General features: G+C 40.8%; 15 protein-coding genes and 1 other annotated feature. Of the genes, 14 read left to right on the top strand and 1 reads right to left on the bottom strand.

Going from position 1 to position 17377, the window contains the following annotated elements; genetic code table 11:
• The first annotated feature begins 132 nt into the window (after positions 1-132).
• From pduL to PBAT_RS13875, 11 genes are all read left to right on the top strand, one after another.
• Entirely contained in the window at positions 133-705 is a 573-nt protein-coding gene (gene pduL / locus PBAT_RS13925; protein WP_068650570.1) for a phosphate propanoyltransferase, read from the top strand.
• Between the two features lie 295 nt (positions 706-1000).
• On the top strand, positions 1001-2590 hold the full coding sequence (miaB, locus tag PBAT_RS13920; RefSeq protein WP_068650569.1) for a tRNA (N6-isopentenyl adenosine(37)-C2)-methylthiotransferase MiaB: 1590 nt from the start codon (positions 1001-1003) through the stop codon (positions 2588-2590).
• A gap of 53 nt (positions 2591-2643) precedes the next feature.
• Positions 2644-3057 carry a YlbF/YmcA family competence regulator gene (locus PBAT_RS13915; protein ID WP_068650721.1) on the top strand — a complete coding sequence of 138 codons (414 nt, stop codon included), beginning with the start codon at positions 2644-2646 and terminating at the stop codon, positions 3055-3057.
• Positions 3058-3301: 244 nt separating this feature from the next.
• On the top strand, positions 3302-3703 hold the full coding sequence (locus PBAT_RS13910) for a PaaI family thioesterase (RefSeq protein WP_068650568.1): 402 nt from the start codon (positions 3302-3304) through the stop codon (positions 3701-3703).
• A gap of 89 nt (positions 3704-3792) precedes the next feature.
• Positions 3793-4569, top strand: coding sequence for an NUDIX domain-containing protein (locus PBAT_RS13905; protein ID WP_068650566.1), 777 nt, complete (start codon positions 3793-3795; stop codon positions 4567-4569).
• Between the two features lie 48 nt (positions 4570-4617).
• A complete protein-coding gene (locus PBAT_RS13900) occupies positions 4618-5160 on the top strand; it encodes a cysteine hydrolase family protein (protein WP_068650564.1) in 543 nt (180 codons plus the stop codon).
• A gap of 59 nt (positions 5161-5219) precedes the next feature.
• Positions 5220-6674, top strand: coding sequence for a nicotinate phosphoribosyltransferase (locus tag PBAT_RS13895; RefSeq protein WP_068650562.1), 1455 nt, complete (start codon positions 5220-5222; stop codon positions 6672-6674).
• 276 nt (positions 6675-6950) lie between these two features.
• Positions 6951-7952 (top strand): 2-oxoacid:acceptor oxidoreductase family protein, encoded by a 1002-nt coding sequence (locus tag PBAT_RS13890; RefSeq protein ID WP_188016945.1) that lies wholly within the window; start codon positions 6951-6953, stop codon positions 7950-7952.
• Positions 7953-7979: 27 nt separating this feature from the next.
• Positions 7980-10271 carry a thiamine pyrophosphate-dependent enzyme gene (locus tag PBAT_RS13885; protein WP_068650561.1) on the top strand — a complete coding sequence of 764 codons (2292 nt, stop codon included), beginning with the start codon at positions 7980-7982 and terminating at the stop codon, positions 10269-10271.
• Positions 10272-10412: 141 nt separating this feature from the next.
• Positions 10413-11408 (top strand): acrylyl-CoA reductase family protein, encoded by a 996-nt coding sequence (locus PBAT_RS13880; RefSeq protein WP_068650559.1) that lies wholly within the window; start codon positions 10413-10415, stop codon positions 11406-11408.
• Between the two features lie 168 nt (positions 11409-11576).
• Positions 11577-12536, top strand: coding sequence for a copper amine oxidase N-terminal domain-containing protein (locus PBAT_RS13875; RefSeq protein WP_068650557.1), 960 nt, complete (start codon positions 11577-11579; stop codon positions 12534-12536).
• A 125-nt stretch (positions 12537-12661) separates the two neighbouring features.
• Here PBAT_RS13875 and PBAT_RS13870 read toward each other — a convergent pair whose 3' ends face one another.
• Positions 12662-13177, bottom strand: a complete 516-nt coding sequence (locus PBAT_RS13870; protein WP_068650555.1) for a MogA/MoaB family molybdenum cofactor biosynthesis protein — start codon at positions 13175-13177, stop codon at positions 12662-12664.
• Between the two features lie 280 nt (positions 13178-13457).
• Here PBAT_RS13870 and PBAT_RS13865 point away from each other — a divergent pair, with 280 nt between their 5' ends.
• From PBAT_RS13865 to PBAT_RS13855, 3 genes are all read left to right on the top strand, one after another.
• On the top strand, positions 13458-14516 hold the full coding sequence (locus PBAT_RS13865; protein ID WP_068650553.1) for a CobW family GTP-binding protein: 1059 nt from the start codon (positions 13458-13460) through the stop codon (positions 14514-14516).
• A gap of 86 nt (positions 14517-14602) precedes the next feature.
• Positions 14603-14870: a binding site (T-box leader), on the top strand.
• A gap of 65 nt (positions 14871-14935) precedes the next feature.
• A complete protein-coding gene (gene argS, locus PBAT_RS13860; RefSeq protein ID WP_068650551.1) occupies positions 14936-16642 on the top strand; it encodes an arginine--tRNA ligase in 1707 nt (568 codons plus the stop codon).
• Between the two features lie 145 nt (positions 16643-16787).
• Entirely contained in the window at positions 16788-17270 is a 483-nt protein-coding gene (locus PBAT_RS13855) for a hypothetical protein (RefSeq protein ID WP_068650719.1), read from the top strand.
• The last annotated feature ends 107 nt before the right edge of the window (positions 17271-17377 follow it).

Here is a 17377-nt window from a genome sequence, read left to right as displayed (position 1 = left end):
AGAACTCAAATAATGTCGAAAGAGGTAGCCTAATATTGTGGGATGCCTTTTTATTTTGAACAAAAAGGTTGTATAATGGATGTTGATGTTGGCATATAGAGAATATTAGAGAAAACTAAGGAGTGGATTGTTATGAGTAAATCTGTACCTGTAGGCGTTTCGGCTAGACATATTCATCTTACACAAGAACACATTGAGGTTTTATTTGGACAAGGTTATCAGTTAACTGAATTTAAACCATTGTCACAACCAGGACAATTTGCGGCTAACGAGACGGTAGCTGTGATTGGTACAAAAGGCCAATTTGATAAAGTGAGAATTCTGGGACCTGCACGTCCAGCCTCACAATTAGAAATATCGCGTACAGATTCCTTTGCTATCGGTGTTAAGGCTCCTGTTCGTGAGTCAGGAAATATTGAAGGAACACCGGGCATTACGATTAAGGGTCCTGCTGGTGAAGTTACAATTGAGACAGGCGTAATCGTGGCTGCTCGTCATATTCACTTTCATACTTCTGATGCGTTAGCTTGGGGTATTGAAGACAAACAACTGTTGAAAGTTCGTCTTGGTGGAGAGCGTGGATTAGTTCTTGAACATGTTGTAGCTCGCGTATCTGATTCCTTTGCGTTGGACATGCATATCGATACCGATGAAGCTAATGCTTCAGGTGCCAAAACGGGAGATACTGCTGAAATTATTGACTAGTTAAATACTATTAATCTGAGCTCTAAATAGATGAGCAAATGGAAGTAGGAGATTTTTAATCTCCTGCTTTTTTTTATATGATGGAAGGTCCACCCTGACAATAAATGAATTCACAATAATGAAAATGAAGTCAGGAATGTATCTATAGGATATAATGGAAATACGTCTTTGGTTCAAGGATTTGGTTCAATGGATTAGGTGTGAACGTTGTGGTATAATTTTTAATTGATATGTTCAAAAGAATACAAATAAATGAATGTAAATATTAAAGATAAACGTAAGGGACGTGAAACTATTGACTAAGGATAATCCAAACTCAACGGACTTAAAATCCGGAAAGGGTTCGAAAGATTACTCCAAATATTTCGATTTCTCTGATGCTAAGGTTCTATCAGAAGATGAATTTGGAAAGAGAATTCGGATTAAGGGCCGTGAAATCAATATTATGTCGGAACCTAATCATAGACAAGAAAAACAACGGGGTAAAGAAGATGTTCAGGTGTTGTACGGGAATGTCGTCCCAGACGAACTGAGAACTATCGGAGAAGGCAAACACTATATCATCTATACGTTTGGTTGCCAAATGAATGAACACGATACAGAGACGATTAAAGGGCTATTAGAACAGATGGGGTACCGTAGTACGGAAGATCGTAAGGTAGCAGACATTATTCTACTGAACACATGTGCTATTCGAGAGAATGCCGAAGACAGGGTATTCGGTGAACTTGGACATCTTATGCATTTGAAGACGGAGAAACCAGATCTCTTGCTCGGCGTGTGCGGATGTATGGCTCAAGAAGAAAATGTGGTTAATCGTATTTTGCAAAAGCATGGTTTCGTCGATATGATCTTCGGTACACATAATATCCATAGGTTACCCTTCTTAGTAAAGGAAGCTCTCTTCAGTAAAGAGTTGGTTGTTGATGTGTGGTCCAAAGAGGGCGACATCATTGAGAATCTTCCCAAGAAGCGCGAAGGTATGAAAGCATGGGTAAATATTATGTATGGTTGTGATAAGTTCTGTACATATTGCATTGTTCCATTCACCCGTGGAAAAGAACGTAGTCGTCGTCCAGAAGATGTTATTGCAGAAGTTCGGGATCTTGCACGTCAAGGATTCAAAGAAGTTACATTGCTTGGACAGAATGTGAACGCTTATGGTAAGGATTTCACGGATATTACCTACAGCTTCGGCGATTTAATGGATGATATGCGTCTTATTGATATTCCGCGTGTGCGGTTTACAACTTCACATCCAAGGGATTTCGATGACCAGTTGATAGGTGTACTTGCTAAGGGTGGTAATCTGGTAGAGCATGTTCATTTGCCTGTCCAATCAGGAAGCACGGAAGTTCTTAAGAAAATGAGTCGTAAATATTCACGTGATCGATATCTTGAATTGGCTCATAAGATTAAAGCAGCAATCCCGAATGTAGGTTTAACGACCGATATTATTGTTGGTTTCCCTGGAGAAACGGATGAACAGTTTGAAGATACGATGACTCTCGTAAATGAAATAGGCTACGATTCAGCGTTTACCTTTATCTACTCCCCGCGTGGGGGAACACCTGCAGCAATCATGGAAGATAATGTTCCTATGGAAGTGAAGAAGGAACGTTTACAGCGTCTAAATAAAGCGATTGAAGATAACAGTCGAAAGAATAATGAGAAGATGCAAGGTAAGATTGTGGAAGTGCTCGTTGAAGGAGAAAGTAAGAACAACGAGATGGTTCTAGCTGGCAGAACGCGTAGTAATAAACTCGTACATTTTGTAGGAAGTAAAGATTTAGTAGGTAGCTTAGTAAATGTTGAAATTAGTGAAGTCAAGACATGGTATATTAAAGGTGAGATTGTAGCAGAATCTGTAGCAGTAAATTCATAAGATGAGGGGTGATCACTGTGACACAAGGTCAAGGGCAATTGAATAAGTATGAGATGATGTCATATGATTCGCGTGAGTTGGTTATTCAAGAGGACGTTATGGCCAAAGCGAAAGAATTAGCGGACTTGATATCAAGTAGTGAGGAAGTACAACAATTTCAACAAGCGGAAGAAAAGATACGCAACCATGAGCGTGTACAAGATCTAATCACTGTTATTAAAAAGAAGCAAAAAGAGGTTGTCGCTTTCGAATCATTTAGAAATAAAGATATGGTTGCGAAGATTGAAGCAGAGATTGAAGTCTTGCAAGATGAGATTGATGGTATACCCGTGGTAGTCGAATTTCAACAGAGCCAAAGTGATATTAACTATCTGTTACAACTTGTAATTTCTGTTATCCGAGATACGGTATCTGAAAAGGTAAATGTAGAAGTGGGAACAGATTCACCACCATCCAGTTGCGGTTAATAATATAGATGAGGTTGCGGATCATTATCCGCGCCTTTTTGCTGGGATAAAGTGAAAGCTAAGGTTTTTGGCATAATGATGTATCAATTCAATATTATTTCTCTAAAGTGAAACGGATACCCTCCAATACAGGATGGGAATGCCGTTTCTTCTCGTGTTCTTTGGAGTTTAAAATACTCTGGAGGATAATAGTATAAGAAACTTGAAAAAATAAGATGATAGACACACATAGGGGGAGCATACAATGGAGGGTTTGGACAGCATGATCTCAAAAGGTAAGGATACTTTTTGGGGATTTCTAGGGTGTGAATTTATTTCGGGTAATGGACAAGAGGTAAAGATTGCATTAGAAGCTAAGGCACAACACACTAATTCTCTAGGAATTATTCATGGCGGGGTTCTAACTTCACTGATGGATCAGGCCATGGGCATGGTCGCTACTGCAGCTAAAAACGTAGATGCATGTGTTACGACAAATATGAATGTACACTTTGTATCCCCAATGAAGCAGGGACGGCTTGTGGTGACTGCGATAGTTATTCATGAAGCGGGTCGGAGCTTAACGACTGAAGCCCGTATTCATGACAGTGCTGGAACATTAGGTTGTATATCCACAGCTAGCTTCCGAGTAGTAAATAGCAAATAATAACGGAAGACTATGGTCATACACTTGACAAATATTTTTAATGGATCATAATGAAAATATCAAATAGAATGTTATGTGGTGATGATAAAATGAATGAAGAAGAGAAAGAACAAGAAAATTATAATGCTAAAAAATATCGTACGCCTGATGGTGTGCCTGCCGACATTGTCATGTTAACCCTGACGAAACGGGAACGTAAGACGGTGACGAAGACATTACCTATTCGTGAACTTAAGGTTATGCTGATCCGTCGGAAGTCTTGGCCATATGCAGGGATGTGGGCTTTGCCGGGAGGATTTTGCCAAGAGAGTGAATCCATATATGGTGCTGCCAAGAGAGAATTGAAAGAAGAAACGGGCGTAGACGGAGGGCATCTTGAGTACTTAGGTGTCTACAGTACGCCGGGCAGAGACCCTCGTGGATGGATTATCAGTAATGCATTCTTTGCGTTAGTGGAAGAATCGACGTTAGAGCAACGACAAGCCGCGGATGATGCAGAAGAAGTGGGTATGTTTGGAATTCACGAGGCACTAGATCAATTAGAGTTAGCATTCGATCATCGTGAGATTATCCGAGATGCTTATGTTAGAATCCAACAGAAGATGTTGCAGACGACAATCGCCAAACAGTTTCTTCCGAAACATTTTACACTTAGTGAGTTGTATCAAGTCATTCAGACGGTTGTGCCAGAGTTCAAGGAACCTAACTTCATCCGTAAGATCACTTCTACTCGTAGTAGACAAGGAATTCTTGAAGAAGTGAGAGATGAAATGGGTAAAAAACTTAGCTCGAATCAATATTCACAACGTTCCGCTCAATTATATATGTTTACGGACGAAATACCATTATTATCGATTTATACTTAATTTAGACTTAACTTGGTTTAATGATCTAATAATTGAGGAGTGAGCATGATGAAAGCACTAATCGTCATTGATTTTACCAATGATTTCGTGAATGGTAGTCTACCCGTGGGACAGCCTGCACTGGACATTCAAGAGACGGTTGCGACCATCACTCAGACGTATGTGGATCAAGGTGATTTTGTCGTTATGGCAGTCGATCTTCATGAGGCAAATGATCCATATCATCCAGAGACGAACCTGTTTCCTCCACATAATATCCGTGGTACGCAAGGAAGGGAATTATATGGTGATTTAGCGGATGTTTTTCACAGGAATCAGAATTCAATTTATTGGATGGATAAGACGAGATATAGTGCTTTCTGTGGGACGAATCTGGACATTATGCTCAAGGAACGCGGGATTACAGAAGTCCATTTAATAGGCGTGTGTACAGATATTTGTGTACTTCATACAGCTATAGATGCATACAACAAGGGATATCGTATCACAGTGTTTGAAGACGCTGTGGCTAGCTTTAATCCCGGAGGACATGAATGGGCGTTGCAACATTTTATAGGGAGTCTAGGTGCTCAGGTAATAAGCTCACATTGACGCTACTCGTTGTCACCTAATACAACAAAGAACCGCATAAAAAGAGGGGGGAGAACGTCATGCAAACAGAAGATCTTGCGCTACACACAGATAAATATCAGATTAATATGATGTATGCACACTGGCACCTTGGTACACATGAACGTAAGGCCGTATTTGAGGCCTATTTCCGAAAGCTTCCTTTCGGAAATGGTTATGCAGTATTTGCAGGACTAGAGCGAATCGTTCATTACATTTCGAATCTTCGGTTTACAGAAGAGGATATCCAATATCTTTCAGAGCAAGAAGAAAATTATGATCCTGGTTTTCTAGAAGAATTACGTCAGTTCAAATTCCAGGGAACGATTCATGCCATGAAAGAAGGGGCATTAGTATTTCCAAGTGAGCCATTGATCCGAGTAGAGGCTAGGATGATGGAAGCACAATTAGTGGAGACGGCAATCCTAAATTTCATGAATTTCCAGACACTTATTGCGACCAAAGCTTCACGAATTAAACAGATCGCGGGTCAAGATATGTTACTAGAATTTGGTACACGTCGTGCACAAGAGGCAGATGCAGCAGTATGGGGAGCACGTGCAGCTTATATATCGGGATTCCATGCTACATCTAATATGCTTGCTGGCAAGAAATTTGGTATTCCAACGAAAGGTACACATGCACATTCTTGGGTACAGAGTTTTAAAAGCGAACAAGAATCGTTTGATGCCTACGCGAAGGTCCTTCCGGATCAAGTGTCATTATTAGTAGATACATTTGATACACTCGAAAGCGGTATGCCTCATGCCATTCAGACTGCAAAATATCTAACATCTATCGGGAAACAATTGTCTGCGATTCGCTTGGATAGTGGTGACTTGGCTTATCTTTCTATTGAGGCTCGTAGAATGTTGGATGAAGCAGGTTTACCTAACGTTAAGATTGTCGCATCTAACGATCTGGATGAGAATACCATCCTCAATCTAAAGACGCAGGGGGCCAGAATTGATACATGGGGAGTTGGAACGCAGCTTATCACTGCGGCAGATCAACCGTCTCTAGGCGGTGTATACAAACTCGTAGAGCGGGATGTGGATGGTGAGATGAAACCAACCATCAAAATTTCCGGTAATCCCGAGAAAGTATCCACGCCAGGGAAGAAAGATGTGTATCGAATTATTGATCAGACTAACGGAAAAGCAGTGGCAGATTATATTTGTTTCCCTGATGAGGAACAACCTCGTGCAGGTGGGCCAATTAAATTATTCAATCCGCAACATTCCTATTTACAAAAGACGATTCGTAACTACGAAGCCATTGCTATGTTAGAACCGATCTTCGTGGATGGCGTTCAAGTATATGAACTACCCACACTAGATGGTATTCGTGACTATCATAAGGAACAGCTAAGTCTCTTCAGACCGCAGTATCTTCGGAAGCTGAATCCGGAGATATATCAGACGAATATTAGTGAGAAAGTATGGGATTTAAAGAAATCCATGATGGCTGAATACATGCAAGAAGAAGATATATAAGATAAAAGCTAAGCACGTCAAAGATCCAATAGGATCAGTGACGTGCTTTTTTTGTGTATTTACTACAACACATAATATCTTCATCTACCCAGAATTATTTCTCGGGAAAGCGCAGGAGTTGGCAAATTGGGTGAGAGTTCGACATTTAACACTCGAATGCCTAGAATGATGCTTTATCAAGGAACACGTATGATTAATATCATATCTAAAATTTGTAACATTTCGTTAAATAAAAGCATCTACACTACAGAAAATATCCATAAAGGGGTTATGTCGGTGGTACATCTTCCAAAAGTGAATGAACTGGGTTTCTTTGAAATTCGATTAGAGTCAATTGGAGGTCTAGGGGCAAATCTTGCTGGTAAAATGCTAGCTGAAGCGGGTGTTGAAGGAGCAGGACTAAATGGCGTGAGTTTCTCATCGTATGGTTCAGAGAAGAAGGGTTCCCCTGTTAAAGCACACATTCGTTTTTGTGAGTTAAATACGCCCATTCGTGATACATCTCCAGTAGAACGTCCGCATGTTGTTAGTATTTTTCATGAAGCTCTGGCCAAGACAGTAAACGTAGTTAGTGGGATTTATGCAGACAGTATAGTCCTGATTAATTCTCGGAAATCACCTGAACAATTAAAGGGTGTTATGCATATGCTCGGTGGTACAATTGCAGTTATTGATGCTACGGGGATTGCTTTGGATGAGAAGAATCGTGTCAATATGGCTATGATAGGGGCGATGTTCCGATTGTGTCCTTTTCTGGACCCAGACACCATGAAAGATGTTATTCGCAAATCACTTGGAACGAAATACCCGCGAAGTGTTGCTTCGGCACTAAATACGTTCGAGCGTGGTTACAACGAAGTTACGATACAGGAGTTCTCATTGGTCGAAGGAATGTCGATGCCACAATTCATACGTGCAGATACACCCGTTCTAGGATATGAGACACAAGCGATGGGAGGGATCATTACCAATCCTGGTAATAGCTTCTTAAAGGATCTAAGTATTTCAAGGTCAGGTATGATGCCTCATTTTGAAGTTGAGAAATGCATTCATTGTGCTCAATGTGACACGGTCTGTCCGGATTTTTGTTTTGTATGGGTAGAACAGCTAGATAAAAAAGGAAGACCGCAAATGTTCCTGAAGGGGATTGACTTCCAGTATTGCAAAGGTTGTCTGAAGTGCATAGAGGCATGTCCGACAGATGCACTTGCTAAAGTACTAGAAGTTGAGGGTGTAGCAGATACACAGTCCGTTAAGCAAGTCTTTGATTATGTATAGATCAATGGGGAAAGGTGGCTTACGTTAGTGGCTGTTAATGATGAAAAAGAACTTGTAGAGCAGTTAACTGTATATGAATCAGGCAATGAAATGGCTGCTTATGCAGCACACCAGATTAATTATCATGTCATGGGTTATTTTCCAATCTCCCCCTCAACGGAGGTAGCTCAATATTTAGACCTCATGAAAGCGAGTGGACAACATGATATAAAGTTGATTCCATCAGACGGGGAACATAGTTCGGCAGGAATATGTTATGGAGCATCTACTGCGGGTGGTCGTGTATTTAATGCAACTAGTGCCAACGGATATATGTTTATGCTAGAACAAATGCCGGTGCAGTCTGGGACTCGGTTCCCGATGGTATTGAATCTTGTCTGTCGTTCGGTATCAGGACCTCTCAATATTCATGGAGATCACTCTGACTTGTATTTCGCATTGAACACAGGATGGCCCATCTTGATGTGTCGTGATCCCCAATCTGTTTATGATATGAATCTGATTGCACTGAAGCTTGCTGAGCATCCAGAAGTTCGACTTCCTGTGATGGTGGCTTCAGATGGATACTTCACATCGCATCAGAAACGTCGTGTTCAAGCTTTCGCCCATCGCGAGGATGTTCTTAAGTTCGTAGGTGAAAATCCTCCAGAAGGCTTTCCTAATACGTTAGATAGAGAGAATCCAATAACAGTTGGTCCTTACATGAATGAACCGGATTATATTAATAACAAATACCAGCAGTCACAAGCAATGTATCAAGCGGGAGATGTGTTTGAAGCTATTTCGAACGAATATAAACAACTAACAGGTCGACATTATGAAATGCTAGATATGTACTGTATGGAGGATGCTGAGGTGGCTGTATTCCTCATGAACTCAGCGTCTGAGATCATCAAAGATGTGGTAGATCAGCTTCGCAGTCAAGGGATTAAGGCCGGTTCAATCGCTCCTAATATGATCCGCCCATTCCCACAGCAACAAATAGCTGAGGCACTTCAACATGTCAAAGCTATAACGGTTGGGGATCGAGCCGATTCTTATGGCGCTTATGGTGGAAATATGGTTAATGAGATTAAAGCTGCTCTCTTTACATATGGGAATACTACGACTCAAGTCATTAGTCGGATTTATGGACTCGGGGGAAAGGAATTCTACGCTGAAGATGGTCATCATTTATTCAAATTAGCGATTGAAGCGGTATCGAAGGGGAAGGTTGAAGTTCCTTTTGACTATTATGGTCATACCGTGGGTGATGCAGATAAGGCTCCTAAGCGAATACTTAAGCCCATGAAGTTTGAAGATCTAAAGACAGGTCTAATCACAATTAAGAAAGATGAAGTGACAGGTAAGTTAAATGTACGCATTCCGCCTCTACGTTCATTAACGAAGAAGCCAAAGAGATTATCCCCTGGACATGGCGCTTGTCCTGGTTGCGGGATATTCTCAGGACTCGAGACATTCTTCAAAGGAATTGAAGGAGATATTATTGCACTGTATCATACAGGTTGTGCAATGGTCGTGACGACGGGCTTCCCATATTCCTCGCATAAAGCAACGTACATCCATAATCTATTCCAGAATGGGGCTGCGACATTATCAGGTGTAGTAGAAATGTTCTGGGAGCGCAAACGTCGAGGAGAGCTGGAACATTTGGTTTTGCAAGATGACTTCACATTCGTGATGGTAACGGGTGATGGAGGAATGGATATTGGGATGGGTCCTGCCATTGGGGCAGCTCTTCGAAATCATAAGATGATCATTATTGAATATGATAATGAGGGATATATGAATACGGGGGCGCAACAGTCCTATTCAACACCTATTGGAAATCGCACTTCTACTTCGAATATAGGGAAAGAACAACAAGGAAAGACGACGCATCATAAAGATACCGCTCAGATTATGGCAGCAACGAATATTCCTTATGTGTTTACTGGGTCGGAAGCATTTCCACAAGATTTGGTGAAGAAAGCAGCTAAAGCTCAGTATTATGCTCAGGAAGGATTAGTATATGGGAAGATCCTTATTGCATGTCCTTTAAATTGGCTATCTAATGATCATGAGGGAACTCAAATTGTGAATGAAGCGGTAGAATCTTGTTTCTTTCCACTTTATGAGGTAGAAAATGGTTGTACGAATATCACATACAATCCTGAAGATAAGAACAAGAAGGTTGAACTACGTGAATGGTTGAAATGGATGGGCAAAACACGTCATTTACTTAAACCAGAGAACGAAGAGGCCTACGAGAACTTCCAAGGTGAGGTAAATCGGCGCTGGAATGTATTAAAGGCCAAACATGAGAATCCATATTTGTAAGCTAATTTAAACATGAAGAAGGTTCTTTCCTTGATGAAGGTGGAAGGGGTCTTTTTTTTCTAATCAGGGATAGGTGTATACTAAGTAAGAAGTAATAGGATAAGTATTTAAGCTTGTTAAGAAGGGGATTGGTGATCTTATATGGACAATTTCGAAGCATTTATGATACGTAAAGACGAACAGGGATTTCGCAGTGGTGTAGAGACTTTAAACATAGAGCAGTTACCTGAGGCAGACGTTGTCGTCAAGGTTCATTATTCCGGTGTGAACTATAAGGATGGATTAGCGAATTCACCTGAGGGAAGAATCGTAAGCTCATATCCCTTTGTACCGGGAATCGATATGGCAGGATCGGTTGTAGAATCGAGTGATCCCCGTTTTAAAGCAGGAGATGCTGTATTGTGTACGGGATATGGACTTGGCGTATCACATTTCGGAGGATATAGTGGCTACGTAAGGTTGAATGGCGATTGGTTAGTGTCTATTCCTTATGGACTTAATTTCAAAGAAGCGATGGGCATAGGGACAGCTGGGTTTACGGCAGGATTATCCGTGGATAGCCTCATTCATAATGGACTCTCTCCAGACCAGGGACCTGTGTTAGTAACTGGGGCAACCGGCGGTGTGGGTAGTATCGCAATCGATATATTGGCTACGCTAGGATATGAAGTCATTGCAAGTACGGGGAAAAGTGAATTTCAGAAAGATTGGTTATACCAACTGGGAGCAAGCTCTGTTGTTAGCCGTGAAGATATAATAGCTCCTGCTAAAGGCATTCTAGCCAAAGAGAGATGGGCAGCTATTATTGACCCTGTGGGAGGCTCTAATCTTAACGGATTATTAAAGAGTATTCAGTACGGTGGGAGTGTAGCGCTATCTGGACTAACGGGTGGTGGCGAATTTGAGAGCACGGTATATCCATTTATTCTTCGGGGGGTGCAATTGCTAGGAATTGATTCTGTATATTGCCCGATGGAACGAAGACAGGCAGTGTGGAGCAAATTAAGTGCAGAGTGGAAGCCTGTTAAGATGTTAGAGCAAGGGATAACAGAGATTTCATTACATGAATTACCTAACGTGTTAGAGAATATATTACAAGGTGGAGCCGTTGGACGTACGGTAGTGAAGTTTGATTAGGCATGGATCATGATCCATCGATTAGTAAGAGCAATAGAAAAGTATAATATATATAGCTGAGTGCGAACAAGAAATAGTTATGCACTCAGTTTTTTATTTTTTCTGATTAAGTGGAACATTATTGGTGTAATAAACGTTTAAAAGGGTAAGAGATGGAGGGGAGACTTCATGAAAAAGGTAATATCTACGGTAGTCATACTCAGCATGCTAAGCGTTGGCTCTATAGCAAATGCTGCTAAGCCAATATCCATATTCGTAGAAGATAAAGAGATTCAAAGTGCTGTTGCGCCAATCCTTGAACAAGGACGCGTTCTTGTGCCTATTCGTGTTGTTGCAGAATCTTTAGGCGCTAAGGTAACATGGGATCAGAAAATGAACACCGTAACCATACGTAAATGGTCCGAAAGCGTCATTTTGACATTGGGTAAAAAGACGGTGTCACGCGATGGTAAACCGAATGAATCAGGAGTTATGGATTTAGATGTTTCTGTGCAAAAAGAAAATAATCGAATTTATGTTCCTTTACGGTTTCTGTCTCAGCAGTACGGATACATAGTAGATTGGAATGGTAAGTCGATCACCATTAAATCGCCTCTAAGCTCGAAGGAGCGTATGACGCTCTATGAAGGTTCATTGAAGGAAGCTCGTACGCTAGTTAAGAAAATGACACACTCTTCAAATGTTCATTATCAGAATAAGCCCTTGGAAGTCTCTTACGATACAGAAGATTATACGCAAACATTTATATTTCCTGAGGGAGAGGCACTTCGCTATTATGTTCTTCAAGGGGATACAGTATCACAATATGAGTTCATAGATGATTTTCCCATCGTGATATGGCAAGCGCATCTTCAAAAAGGAGAGCAGTTACGGAATTTCTTAGATAATAAATTTATGGATCAGAAGGGAACCCAAACTCAAATCAATAACAAGTTTCTCTACTATGCAACTGGAGGGATGGGAGACAGCTATTTGGAAAATAGCGGTCAAATCGATATTAAGAAAGTCGTTACCCCAATAGGTTACAAGTATAGTGTAGGTGGAGATGTTGCTACGAGCGATGGGAAGATTTCGCTTGTATTACCAGATGAGGTTCGAAAAGAAGTGAATAGAGATTATAGAGATTAATAAGAAGGAAAAGAAAAAGGCCGATAGCTCTGTTCTGCAGAGTCAATATCGGCTTTTTTTGTGAAAAGAGACCTGCTGAGAATAAGTGAATATAGCTGCTCGGTTCTTCTAATCTCACGGGGAGCTTATGACTTTTTATGTATTTCTCTGATAACATGCCGTAACTCCGGTATGATAATGCGTTCCAGAGCCAATTTGACTGCCCCTTTGGATCCTGGCATTGAGAACACAGCCGTAGTCCCTACAGTCCCTGCGGTAGCTCTACTCAGAATAGCAGCGGATCCAATATCTTCAGTGAAACTCAAAAAGCGGAAAATCTCTCCAAATCCAAGTAATTCGCGGTCCAATATAGAGGATACGGCTTCATAAGTGGTATCTCGAGGGGAAATGCCAGTTCCGCCGCTCAGAAGGACAGCTTGAATGTCCTTATTCATAGAGGCTTTGTAAATTAATTCTCGTACATCGTCGTAATCATCTTTGACAATAACATATTGTATGATGGAGTAACCTGACTCTTGTAGAAGTGAGATCATTAATTGACCACTTGTGTCCGTTTCTTTGTTACGTGTATCCGATACAGTAATGATCATACAGGACACTGTAGCAGGTCCTTCACTGCGGTGCTGTTCTACCGAATTCATTCGTTATTTCGCTCCTTAGATGCTCTTATATTCGCCTTTATATAAGCATAAGTCTTCTTATATTTACGTGCAACAGTGAGACTATGAACCATCTGCCACGGTTATAAGCGTAGGTGTCATTCCACACGATGTTAAAAGGATGAGTACGAGTATCGATCTGTTCAAGATGAGCCTCTTGCATGAGGTGAATAACATATATAGAATGAACTAAAGCAAAAACTTGTTATTATTTCATGAATTATAGCAAACTTAAGCGAAGCTATACAGGAGGAGAATCACAATGAATATGAATGAAATAACAGATCGTGTTACACCAATATATATATTGTCAGGATTTCTGGGAAGCGGAAAAACGACCCTGTTACAACGCATGGTGACTTATTGGCAGGAACAGGGACTCCGCCCAGCTGTTATTCTAAATGAGATTGGTGATGTGAACTTGGAAGGTGCGCTTATTGAGGAGACAGTCCCTATGACTGAAATGCTTAACGGATGCATTTGCTGTACGAGTCGTGGTGATCTTAGTCTAGAGATTTCTAATCTAATCAAGAAAGAGTCACCTGATGTGATTATCATTGAAGCGACCGGCATTGCCAATCCTATGGAAATATTGGATGGAGTTACGGAAGCAGCACTATATATGAAGATTGATTTAAAGAGTGTTATTACGGTCGTAGATGCTTGTCATCTATTAGAATTATATGAGAATCAAAAAGGGAAAACCTATCGTCTTATGCAAGAGCAGATTCGTTGTGCATCTTATCTTATTCTAAATAAGACGGACCGTATTACTGAAATAGATCAAGAGAATCTCCATAAGATCATATCGCAGTGGAACGAATTCGCCCCTATTATCCCGGCTGTACGATGTGATATCGATTGGGTTCCTTTATTTGGGAATGACATTCGTCCGGGGCAGTGGAAGAATATGAGTATAAGTGAGCCTCAAGCGGATGGTCATGTGCATCATGATAATTGTAATCATGATCAAGAGCAAGATGATGCCCATACACATGATGTCAGTCATAGTGAACATAACCATACGCATAGCTCTCATGATCATGTGATGGTGTATACACATTATTTCCAAGGACCCATTGATAGTCAATCCTTTGAGAATCTGATTGCTAAATTACCTCGTGAAGTGTATCGTGCCAAAGGAATTATGACATTTAGCGATACTTCTGCAAGATTCTTATTCCAATATGCATTCAGAGAATCAGACTTCTTGAAAATCAATCCTCAGGGGGATGTACCAGATGTGGTCGTATTTATAGGCGAACATTTCTCTCAAGCGGAGTTGAAGAATGCCCTGATAGAATTAGAGAATCAAGGTTGATATATGTGTAACATTCTTTAAAAAGTTGTTGAATGTGTTTCAGGCTATTGCGTCGTTATGGCAGACGCATGTATACTATTGTAAATTGAACGTCTGTGAACGGGAGAGTAATGAGAGCAACCTAATTTTCAGCGAACCGGAATTGGTGAAAGCCGGTATGTAGGTCCCTCATGAAGCGCACCCGGGAGATGACTATTTCAACGTGTAGATCATTGGATTGATCACATCAGTAGAATAGTCCGGCTGATCTACGTTAGAGATCTTCAAGCGGAACAACTCAAAGGAGGATTACAACCTCACGTACGAGTGTTCAACTAGAGTGGTACCACGGGAACTATAGCTCTCGTCTCTTATTATTAGAGACGAGGGCTTTTTTGATATTTAAAATTAAAAAATAGTGTAGCGGAGGATGGTTAATCATGTTAAAGGAATGGGCATTAGAGGCAATACAGCCACACGTAAACTTATCAGCAGAAGAAATAGAAGGTTTGTTTGAATTGCCACCCTCATCTACGATGGGTGATATGGCTTTTCCCTGTTATATGTTAGCTAAGGAGTACAGAAAATCTCCACAGGCAATTGCAGAAACAATAGTGAACCTTATAGATATGAAAGGGGTTAAGGCACAAGCTGCTGGACCCTATGTGAATTTGTTTTTTGATCGGGACTATTATGCACTCAAGATATTAGATGAATTGCAGCTGTCAAAGTTCGGTCAGTCGAACATAGGGCAGGGGAAAAAAGTCATTATCGATATGTCCTCTCCTAATATTGCTAAGCCTTTCGGTATAGGTCACTTGAGATCTACTATGATTGGTGCTGCCTTGTACAAAATGTATCAGACTGCCGGTTATGAACCGATAAGTGTCAATCATCTAGGTGATTGGGGAACGCAATTCGGGAAGCAAATCACGGCGTATAAGCGGTGGGGCGATGATGAGGCATTAAAGGAGAATCCAATTCAGGAATCATTACGGTTATATGTTCGTTTTCATGAAGAAGCAGAGAACGATGCGTCCTTAGATCCTGAAGCGAGAAATTGGTTCCGCTTGTTAGAAGCCGGTGATGAGGAAGCTCTACGACTCTGGAGATATTTCGTAGAAGTCAGCATGCAGGAATTTAATAGAATGTACGAGAGACTGGATGTGTCCTTCGACTATGTGCTCGGGGAAAGCTTCTACAACGATAAGATGAGTCAGGTTGTCCAGGAATTAGATGACAAAGGTTTATTGGAGGAAAGCGAAGGTGCAAAGGTTGTTCGATTGGAAGAGCTAGGGATGCCTCCATGCTTAATCATGAAATCGGATGGCACGACGATTTATCCAACTAGAGATCTTGCGACAGCATTTTATCGGCATGACGTCTTGAAGGCTGAACAGATTTTATATGTTGTCGGTGGAGAGCAGAAGCTACATTTTCAACAAGTATTTGCAGTACTAGATAAAATGGGAGCAGCGTGGGTGAAAGACTGCACTCATGTTCATTTTGGATTGATGAAATTTGAAGGCAAGAAAATGTCTACTCGTCGTGGTAAAATCGTGTATCTTGAAGAGGTACTGGATGAAGCCGTTGCTAGGGCATTACAGGTTATTGAAGATAAGAATCCAGAGCTAGAAGATAAATACCAGGTGGCTAAGGATGTTGGAATTGGTGCAATCATTTTTGGTGATCTGAAGAATAATCGGGTGAATGAAGTGGATTTTTCTTTGGAAGATGCACTGAATTTCGACGGAGAGACGGGACCATATCTACAATATACGTATACGCGAACACAAAGCATTCTAGCTAATAGTCTGCTATTAGATGAAGAAAGCAAGACGAATCTTACGGATATTCAAGAAGGGATATACGCTGAGGCTTTAGGGGATTCTGGATGGAACCTCCTTAAACTTCTAACCCGATTTAATGAGCAGCTGACAAGAGGCATTCAGAATAATGAACCTTCTGTGCTAGCCAGATTCGTATTAGATGTGGCACAGGCCTTCAATCATTTCTATGGCCACGAAAGAATACTAAGTGAGGAAGAGCATTTAAGAACAGCAAGAGTAACATTAACCCGACTGACTGGAGAAGCATTGCAAAGAACGATGAATATTCTTGGCCTTCGTACTCCAAATCGCATGTAATAGAGTAACAAATACTTATTTATTGTGTATGAATTTGAAACATATATTGATTGATTCCGCTTATTCCTTTAACATAAGGAGTAACAAAGCAAAGTATATCATCTTGCACATGTTGTATGTGTTGATAGTGAATGGAGCGGAAAGCATGGGAAAACAAAAACTGCTCGATAGTGATCATTCTAAGGATGTATTCGCATATTTTGGACTTGCTGTATACTATTCGCAAGCTTTGGAGCAACAACTGGCTAACTTATTGATGCTCATGAAGCTATCACAAGGAAAGATTCCATCAGAAGAAGACTTCACCGAACTTTATCAACGTAAGTTAAGTAGTTCACTAGGCCAATTAGTACAGGAAATTCAGCATTATTTTCCGTTCTCGGAAGAGGAAACGATTCAATTGAAAGAAGTATGGAAGCAGCGTAATTATATTGTCCATGATTATTTCAAGGAGCGAATTCAAGATACCTTTAGTCCAGCAGGTCGATCTCGTATGATTCGAGAACTGACGAGTTTTAAAGATCAGGCGCAGGCATTGGAACGGAAGCTTCAAGGGTATTCTCGAGAATTATATCGAACATTAGGTTTGGAAAAGGACTTTACTCCAACTCGTTCTGATAAATCATAGAGAAGAAAAAAACCTATATGGGTTTTCCTAAAAGTATAATTATTTATGATGAGACAACTAATTTTATGAAAATGAGACTGATTCTCAAAAAAGCAGGTCAAGGGGAG

It is taken from the genome of Paenibacillus antarcticus, from assembly GCF_001637225.1.
Taxonomy (GTDB): Bacteria; Bacillota; Bacilli; order Paenibacillales; family Paenibacillaceae; genus Paenibacillus_AQ; species Paenibacillus_AQ antarcticus.
This window is presented reverse-complemented; position numbering and strand designations above follow the sequence as displayed.

Bases quoted from the DNA above. Each gene is read 5' to 3' on its own strand.
- pduL (WP_068650570.1), top strand. From the start codon at position 133: ATGAGTAAATCTGTACCTGTAGGCGTTTCGGCTAGACATATTCATCTT.
- PBAT_RS13915 (WP_068650721.1), top strand. From the start codon at position 2,644: ATGATGTCATATGATTCGCGTGAGTTGGTTATTCAAGAGGACGTTATG.
- PBAT_RS13910 (WP_068650568.1), top strand. From the start codon at position 3,302: ATGGAGGGTTTGGACAGCATGATCTCAAAAGGTAAGGATACTTTTTGG.
- PBAT_RS13905 (WP_068650566.1), top strand. From the start codon at position 3,793: ATGAATGAAGAAGAGAAAGAACAAGAAAATTATAATGCTAAAAAATAT.
- PBAT_RS13900 (WP_068650564.1), top strand. From the start codon at position 4,618: ATGAAAGCACTAATCGTCATTGATTTTACCAATGATTTCGTGAATGGT.
- PBAT_RS13895 (WP_068650562.1), top strand. From the start codon at position 5,220: ATGCAAACAGAAGATCTTGCGCTACACACAGATAAATATCAGATTAAT.
- PBAT_RS13880 (WP_068650559.1), top strand. From the start codon at position 10,413: ATGGACAATTTCGAAGCATTTATGATACGTAAAGACGAACAGGGATTT.
- PBAT_RS13875 (WP_068650557.1), top strand. From the start codon at position 11,577: ATGAAAAAGGTAATATCTACGGTAGTCATACTCAGCATGCTAAGCGTT.
- PBAT_RS13870 (WP_068650555.1), bottom strand. From the start codon at position 13,177: ATGAATTCGGTAGAACAGCACCGCAGTGAAGGACCTGCTACAGTGTCC.
- PBAT_RS13865 (WP_068650553.1), top strand. From the start codon at position 13,458: ATGAATATGAATGAAATAACAGATCGTGTTACACCAATATATATATTG.
- argS (WP_068650551.1), top strand. From the start codon at position 14,936: ATGTTAAAGGAATGGGCATTAGAGGCAATACAGCCACACGTAAACTTA.
- PBAT_RS13855 (WP_068650719.1), top strand. From the start codon at position 16,788: ATGGGAAAACAAAAACTGCTCGATAGTGATCATTCTAAGGATGTATTC.